Origin of the sequence: Actinoplanes sp. NPDC051411 (assembly GCF_040682075.1) — a bacterium.
In the GTDB taxonomy this organism is placed as follows: domain Bacteria; phylum Actinomycetota; class Actinomycetes; order Mycobacteriales; family Micromonosporaceae; genus Actinoplanes.
The window spans coordinates 88,210-96,104 of sequence record NZ_JBFBAD010000026.1; the positions used below are offsets into that span (position 1 = coordinate 88,210).

Genomic DNA, 7,895 nt, shown 5'->3' on the forward strand with positions numbered 1-7,895 from the left:
TGCCCCGGGACGGTTCTTGATCAGAAACTGATCCAGATCTGTCGATCGAGAGGATCGCCCATGCTTCGCCCGCGCTTGGTGGCCGTCACGGCTGTCCTTGCTGTCCTCGCCCTGCCCAACCCGGCTCACGCGGCTCCGCCCCCTCCGGTTGGCGGCGGTGCGGCCGACCGCCCGGCTCTCGGCGCGGGCTGGAAGCCCGGGTCGGTGACCGTGCCCGAGAAGTCGATGTCGACCGGTGGCGTGCCGCTGCCCCCGGCCCCCGCCGGTCTGGCGCCCGAGCCGCAGCTGACCTCGCCGGCCGGCCTGCCGGACAACTACGGCCTGACCAGCTCGTTGCAGAGCTTCCTGAACGCGGGCGGCGTCGACGCCGTCGGCGCCTTCCCGTTGCTCGGGCAGCGGTACGGCGAGCTGCCGGGCGCCGGCGAGATCATCACGAACGTGTCGATCGGCGATCTGACCGACTCGACCACGGTCGTCCGGGACGGCCGGCGTTACCTCGACGAGCCGTCGATGCCGTTGATTCCCACCTATGTGGCCGGGCCGGACGGCACGCTCGACCCGGCCGGCTCGACCGAGGGCCAGGATCCGGCGCTGGGAGAGGTGCTGCTCGACTTCGGCGTGATGGCGCCGCTGCCGCACGACCGGCAGCGCCCCGAGAACCCCGGATCGGCCCTCACCGACCTGCTCGGCATCGCGCCGGGCGCCCGGTATCGGCTCGTCGTGCCCCGGGAGGCGACGTTCGAGGGCATCGGAGCGGCGCTGCTCGCGGCGGCCCACCAGACGCCTCGCCCGAACGTCATCACGGCCAGCCTGGGCTTCGGCACCGACACCGAGGGCTTCCCGGGCCGCTATCTGGAGGACGACCCGGCCCTGCGCTCGGTCATCACGACGATCGTGCGGCGGCTCGGCATCGTCGTGGTCGTCTCGTCGAACGACGGCACGCGGCTCTACACCCCGGCCGCGGTCGGGCCGGACGGCGGCAGCACGCCGACCGACCTGGCCCGGCCGGGCGCGCGCACGACCACGATCGACGACGTTCAGTCGTCGACCACGCCGAGCGAACTGCCGGACAGCGGCGCCATCGCGGCCGGTGGCACCACATTGGACGACACGCTGGCCACGCCCCGGAACGCGGTCGGCGGGACGGTGGCCGAGACGCGGATCAGCGGTGGCGGCAACTTCTCGTCCGGCTTCGGCACGCGGGTCGACCTGTCGGCGCCGGGTGACGGCATCGTGGTCTTCCAGCACACGGCGGGTGGTGGCCCGTCCGACGTGACCCCGGTTCTCGAGGGCGGCACGTCGGCCTCGGCGCCGGAGATCGCCGCGGCCGCCGCGGTGGTGCTGCAGGCCGGGCGGCTCGGCGGCCACCGGCTTTTGCCGGCTGACGTCCGCGAGCTGCTGCGTCGGACCGGGCGGCCGGTGGCCACTCCGGGCCAGATCGACCGTACGCTCCAGGTCGGCAACCAGATCGACGTGACCGCCGCGGTCTCCTCGCTGCTGCCCCGCGTCACCTCGCCGGAGTTGCTGCGCGTCTCCGTCGCGCACCGGGTCACGATGGGCGACCTCGGCGGCGAGTTCACCGAGAACACCGACCCCGGCCGGCTCGACCTGCAGACCGGCGGCACCGGCGAGGGCCTGGTCGGACCGGTCACCTTCGGGCTCGACGTGACCGGCGTGCCGGCCGGTGCCGACTACGTCCTCAAGGTGGGCTCCCGCGAGTTCCGCAACTCCGTGCCGTCGATCCGGGTGCGGCCGGCCGACCTGCTGACCGCGGCCGGGCAGCCGCTGGTGTCCGATGAGGACCGGACGGTGGCCTACACACTGCAGGCCCGCCTGCACGGCCGGGTTCTGCTGAGCACCGACCGCACCATCGTCGTCGGCCCCACCGACGGGAGCTACGCCGAGGCCGTCGCGCCGACCGCACCCGCCACGGCCGTGGGCGGGCGGCCGGTCACCGTGCACTACGACCTCACCGGAGTCCGCGACCTCAGCAACCCGCAGATCGTGGTGTCCGAGGTCGGGCACTGGAACCCGGTGCTGGCGCCGCTGTTCACCCGGGCGTACACGGTCGACCTGACCGCCCCGAGCGGCGACGTGACGCTGCCCGCCTCCGCGTTCACCGGTGGGTCCGGCATCTACGGGATCGGCGTCGTTCAGCGGTCGTCGAGCACCATCAACACGTATGGTGAATTCGCGCCGATCCTGATCGGCCCCGCCGACCTCGGCACCCGCCCGGCCGCGCCGACCTTCGCCCACGGGGCGCACGCCGCGACCGTGACGCGGACCGCGCCGAAGTTCACGCTCGACTACGCCGTGCCGGGCCGGACGGCGGCGACGCTGGAGATCTCGGCGCCCGCACCGACCGTCTACGGCGCGGTCAACACGTTCACCAACGCGAACGGCAGCGGCCGCGACGCCGACGGGTTCACCAGCGGGTCGGTCGTCTTCCGGAAGCTGCCGGCCGGCCACGGCCGGGTCACGCTGGACGCCCTCTCTCTCGGCCTCGGCACCTCCACTGTGTACAACGTGCGGGTCATCGGCTCCGGGCAGGCGTCGCCCAGCTCGCTGCTCGAGGTCGACGACCGGGTCGCGCCGGCCGACGACGTCATCGACAGCTTCGGCATCGCCGGGGCGTCGTCGGTCGTGGCCGTGCACGACTCCTCCGGTGGCGCGCTTCTCCGCTACGACGCCACGAAGGAGACGTGGGGACCGGCCATCGCCCGCTCGTCCTCTCGTTACGAGGTCGTGGGCGTCGACGCGGCCGCTTCGCGAGTGGTCGCGCTCGCCTACGGCGCCGATGCGACCGCGGTGCTCACCTTCGACCTGCGCAGCGGCCGGCTGGTCGGGCACTACGAGGTCGGCGACGACTACACGCTGCTCGGCGGGCGGCTCGACGCGGACCGGCACCGGGCGGCCTTCCTGGTCCGCCGCACCTCGGACAACGCCGATCTGGTGCTGCCGCTGGACGCGCGGGCCGGCACGGCGGGACCGCTGATCGCGACCGGGCAGACCCGGCGCTACCAGACGATCGACCTCGACGCCGCGACCGGCCGGTTCTACCTGGCCCACCTCGGCGCCGGGCCGGGCTGCTTCACCGCCGCGGCGGCCAACGTCGCCGCGGTCGACCTGAGCAGCGGCACGGTCACCCCGTCCGGCTCGCTCTCCAACTGCGCGGCGTTCTTCGCCGCCGGGACGACCGACCTCTACCAGGCGGTCTACCGGTCCTTCTCGGTCAACCTGGTCGGCAGCCTGACCCTGCAGCCCCTCGACGCGGCCACCATGACCACGTCCGGCGACCCGGTCGCGCTGCGGCAGCAGTTCCCGCTCGGCCTGACCGTCGACCCGTCGCACGGCATCGCGCTGGTGCCGTTCGCCACGCCCGCACCGGCGCCGGTGTTCGGGTTCCCGAACGGGATACCGACCGACAGCAACGCCACGGCCGAGATCCAGGAGACCGACGGCACCGTCCGGAAAGGATTCGCCTTCACCGAGGGCCTCTCCGCCGGCTACGACAACGAGACCAACCGCGGCCTCCAGCTCGACCCGGCCACCCGTACGGGCTGGACGTTCGGCCCGGACTCCCGCCAGATCCGCCAGTTCACCTACTGACCGGTCATCGGTCGGCCGGCGGCCTCAGGCCGTCGTGGAGCTCCCGCACCAGGGACGACACGACGGCCTTGAGGCTGCCGTCGTTGGCCGCGGCGACCGCCAGCTGGCGCTGGTAGCTCGCCCCGTGGTCGATGATGTCGCGGATGCGGTCCAGCTGCGCCGAGCACCCGAGCGCGTCGGCGATCGGCGCGAGGGTGGGCAGCAGCCGGTAGAGATCCTTGGTGACGAGCCGTTCGTCGCCGGCCGCGTTGCGGATGATGATGGCGTCCATGCCGTAACGGGCGGCCCGCCACTTGTTCTCGCGCACGAACCAGGGCTGCAGCTTCGGCACCTCGCGCCCGGCGTCGAGCTCGCGGGAGAAGTGTTCGACCAGGCACTGGGTCAGGGCCGCGATCGCGCCGATCTCGTGCGCGGTGGAGATGCCGTCGAACGTGCGTACCTCGATCGTGCCCCACCGGGGGGAGGGCCGGATGTCCCAGCGCAGTTCGGTGAGTGCCTCGATGACGCCGGTGTGCCGCAGATCGGCCACCATGGCCTCGTATTGCGGCCAATCGGTGAACTGGGGCGGCAGCCCGGCGGTCGGCAGCTGCTGGAACATCAGCGCCCGGTTGGAGGCGTAGCCGGTGGTTTCCCCCGCCCAGAACGGGCTCGACGCGCTCAGCGCCTGGAAGTGCGGCAGGTAGGTGAGCAGCCCGTCGATGATGGGGAACACCTTGGCGCGATCCTCGACCGCGACGTGCACATGTACGCCCCAGATCATCATCTGGCGGCCCCACCAGCGGGTGCGGTCGATCAGGGTGTCGTAGCGCGGCTTGCCCGGCGTGACCCGCTGCTGGAACCACTGGCTGAACGGGTGCGTGCCCGACGAGATCAGGTCGATGCCCATCGGCTCGGCGAGGTCGCTCAGCCGCTCGACGAGGCCGGTGAGATCGGCGACGGCGTCGCGGACCCGATGGTGCGGCCCGCTGACGATCTCGACGGTGTTGGTGAGCAACTCCGTCGTCGCGTGCGGAAAGTCGGCCCGGGTGCCGATTCGCGCGAGCAGTTCCGGGGCGGCCGGGGCCAGCTCGCCACTGCGCCGGTCGACGCAGGCGATCTCCCACTCGATGCCGAGGCGCGATCGCTCGGAGGTGGCGAAGTCGATCCGCATGAATCAGCGCTCCGCCGGAGTCATGCGGTCATGCTATCCCGGCCCCGCGCCGACTTCGCTGCGCCGATTTCGGTCGCCGGCTGACAAAACGCGCTGATCATTGACATGGGCCGTGGTCGATCTTACGGTCACAAAAGACAAACGATTTAACTATTAAGGTCGGCAGTCCATGTCAATGACTCGTTCTGTCCTCGTGCGCGGCGTGATCGGCGCCGCCACCGCACTCGTCGCCACCCTCGCCGGCGCGCTGCCGGCCAGCGCGGGCGGCAAGCATCAGCCGACACTTCCCGACCACGTGTTCGCGCCGTACTTCCAGTCGTACAACGGCACCGACCCGGCCGCGATCAGCCGTGCCTCCGGCGCGCACTACCTCACGATGGCGTTCCTGCAGACCCAGACCACCGGTTCCTGCGACATCCTCTGGAACGGGGACCCGGCGACGCCGGTCACGCACTCCCAGTACGGGCCGCAGATCGCCGCGATCCGTGCGGCCGGTGGCGACGTCGTCCCGTCGTTCGGCGGATACGGCGCCGACAGCACCGCCACCGAGATCGCCGACAGCTGCACCGACGTCGGCAAGATCGCGGCCGCGTACGAGAAGGTCGTCACCACCTACGGCGTGACCCGGCTCGACATGGACATCGAGGACATCTCGCTGGACAACACGGCCGCGATCGACCGGCGCAACCAGGCGATCCATCTCGTCCAGCGCTGGGCCGACCGGCAGCACCGGCCGCTGCAGATCGTCTACACGCTGCCGACCGCCCCGGCCGGCCTCGAGCAGAACGCGATCGACGTGCTGGCCAGCGCCATCAAATACGGCGCCCGGGTCGACATCGTCAACATCATGACCTTCGACTACTACGACGACCAGGCGCACGAGATGGCGGCCACCACGAAGACGGCCGCCGCGGGCCTGCTCGGCACGCTGCACACGCTCTATCCGCACCGGCCGGAATCCCGGCTGTGGAACATGGTCGGGATCACCGAGATGGTCGGCATCGACGACTACGGCTCCGGCGGCGAGACCGGCCCGCTCGAGGTGTTCACGATCGCCGACGCCCACGCGGTCACGGACTGGGCGACTCGGCACCACATCGGCGAGCTGTCCTTCTGGGCGGTCGGCCGCGACAACGGCGGCTGCCCGGGCACGCCCGGCTCGGACGACTGCTCGGGCGTCGTGCAGGGCCCCTACCAGTTCACCCACATCATGGCGCCGTTCACCCGGCGCTGATCATCGGGAGGAACTGAGCGGGCGTGCGCCCTCCGGGCGCAGCCCGTCGAGAATGATGCCGAGGTAGCGGCGCCAGAGATCGGGCGCCGCTTCCGGTACGTACGTGGTGACGTAGTGCGGCGCGCACATCATCAGGATCACGTCCATGCCCGTGACGTCGTCCCGGACCGCGCCGGCGTCCTGGGCCCGCCGCACCAGGGCGGTGATCGCATCGAACAGCGACCGTCTCGCCTCGGCGAGGCGGTCGTTGACCGTCGTGGCGCCGCGCAGGAACGACAGGTCGAGTTGCTGCTGCTTGCCCGCGGCCTCGCCGAGGAACTCCTCCAGCGCCGGGCCCGCGTCCGGGCGCCCGGCCAGGTGCAGCGCCAGCGCGGTCAGTGTGGTCACGCGGTCGAGGACCACGGCGGCCAGCAGGTCCTCCTTGGTCGGGAAGTGGCGGAACACCGTGCCCTTGCCGATGCCGGCCCGGCGGGCGATGTCGGCGACCGAGGCGTCGGGACCGTGCTCGGCGAACTCGGCCTCGGCCGCGGCCAGCAGGGAGGCGCGGTTGCGGGCGGCATCGGCTCTCACGATGGCACCTTAACAAGTTGACCGGGCGGTCCGTTAAGGCTTAACGTGACCGGACGGTCCGCTTAGTTGGGGGAGACTCGCATGAAGGCACTGATCGCGCGTGGATACGGCCCGATCCTCGAGGTCGGGGAACTGCCGGTGCCGCAGCCGGGGCCGGGACAGATCCAGGCCCGCATTCACGCCGCCTCGCTCAACGCGGCCGACGTGCGGCTGCCGCGCGGCGACTTCCGCGACCACGTGCGGCTCGACTTTCCGCACGTGCCGGGCAACGACTTCGCCGGCACCGTCACCGCGGTCGGGGAGGGCGTCACCGCGTACGGGACCGGGGCCGAAATCTTCGGCCATGCGATTCCCCGGGCCCTGCGGCACATGGCCGGATCGAAGAATCCGAGCATGACCATCGGCACGCTCGCCGAGTACGCGGTCTTCGAGGCGAACACGCCGTTCCTGGCCCACCGGCCGACGAGCTTGAACATCGGGATGGCGGCCGCGCTCCCGACGGCCGGGCTGACCGCCAACGCGCTGATGGCGACGGCCGGATCCGTCGGCGGCGAACGGCTCCTCGTGATCGGCGCGACCGGCGGCGTGGGCGTCACGGTGCTGCCGCTGCTGGCGCGGGCGGGAGCGCGGGTCTTCGCCACCGCGACCGACACCGACCGGGATCTGATCGCCGGCCTCGGCGCGACGCCGATCGCCTACGGCGACTACCCCGACGGCGTCGACACGGTCTTCAACCTGGTGCTGCCCAGCGACCAGCTGGCCGACGCGGCGGCGCGGATCCGGCCCGGCGGCCGCCTCTACACGATCACCTTCCCGCCGCCGGGCCCGTCCTTCATCAACCGCGACGACGTCCGCTTCGAGCTGGTCCTCGACGTCGACGGCACCCTCGGTGGGATGGCCGAGGTCGCCCGGCTGACGACGACGATCGGCGCCGAGTACACATTGGACGACGGCGTGCGGGCCCTGACCTCGTTCGCCGATCGGCACACCACCGGCAAAGTAGTTGTGAAGATCCCGTGCTGAACCTTGTCCGCCCTCCGGTCCGGGCGCCAGGATGTCGATCATGAGCTTGGATGCGGCCGGCCCGCTGATCTCCGGGGTGGCACCGCCCGCCTCGCGAGGCCGTTTGACCGGGGCCGCGGTTGCCGCCGCCGTGGTCCTGGCGATCGACGCGGTGGTCGCACTGGCCGGAACCGTCGTCCTCGCGCTGGGGGTCCTCTTCACCGCCACGGACGTCCCGCCCCGTTCGGCCTCGCCGAAGTAGCTGAGGGTGGGGTAGGACTGTTCGGCCCAGCTGCGCGGCGTCCGCCAGATCTCGCCCGGGAACGTGCT

General features: G+C 71.7%; 6 protein-coding genes. 4 read left to right on the forward strand and 2 right to left on the reverse strand.

Features of this window, described 5'->3' with window-relative positions; all coding sequences use genetic code 11:
- Positions 1-60 precede the first annotated feature (60 nt).
- Complete coding sequence (locus tag AB0M88_RS16855; RefSeq protein ID WP_364102120.1) at positions 61-3,609, forward strand: S8 family serine peptidase; 3,549 nt, start codon at positions 61-63, stop codon at positions 3,607-3,609.
- 4 nt (positions 3,610-3,613) lie between these two features.
- On the opposite strand, the gene AB0M88_RS16860 is transcribed toward AB0M88_RS16855, so the two are convergent.
- Positions 3,614-4,759 carry a glutamate--cysteine ligase gene (locus AB0M88_RS16860; RefSeq protein ID WP_364102123.1) on the reverse strand — a complete coding sequence of 382 codons (1,146 nt, stop codon included), beginning with the start codon at positions 4,757-4,759 and terminating at the stop codon, positions 3,614-3,616.
- A gap of 175 nt (positions 4,760-4,934) precedes the next feature.
- Here AB0M88_RS16860 and AB0M88_RS16865 point away from each other — a divergent pair, with 175 nt between their 5' ends.
- Complete coding sequence (locus AB0M88_RS16865) at positions 4,935-5,993, forward strand: chitinase (RefSeq protein ID WP_364102126.1); 1,059 nt, start codon at positions 4,935-4,937, stop codon at positions 5,991-5,993.
- Here AB0M88_RS16865 and AB0M88_RS16870 read toward each other — a convergent pair whose 3' ends face one another.
- Positions 5,994-6,563, reverse strand: a complete 570-nt coding sequence (locus AB0M88_RS16870) for a helix-turn-helix domain-containing protein (RefSeq protein WP_364102129.1) — start codon at positions 6,561-6,563, stop codon at positions 5,994-5,996.
- Positions 6,564-6,644: 81 nt separating this feature from the next.
- Here AB0M88_RS16870 and AB0M88_RS16875 point away from each other — a divergent pair, with 81 nt between their 5' ends.
- Positions 6,645-7,586: an NADP-dependent oxidoreductase gene (locus AB0M88_RS16875; protein ID WP_364102132.1), complete on the forward strand. Its 942-nt coding sequence runs from the start codon at positions 6,645-6,647 to the stop codon at positions 7,584-7,586.
- Between the two features lie 40 nt (positions 7,587-7,626).
- Positions 7,627-7,827 (forward strand): hypothetical protein, encoded by a 201-nt coding sequence (locus AB0M88_RS16880; RefSeq protein WP_364102135.1) that lies wholly within the window; start codon positions 7,627-7,629, stop codon positions 7,825-7,827.
- The last annotated feature ends 68 nt before the right edge of the window (positions 7,828-7,895 follow it).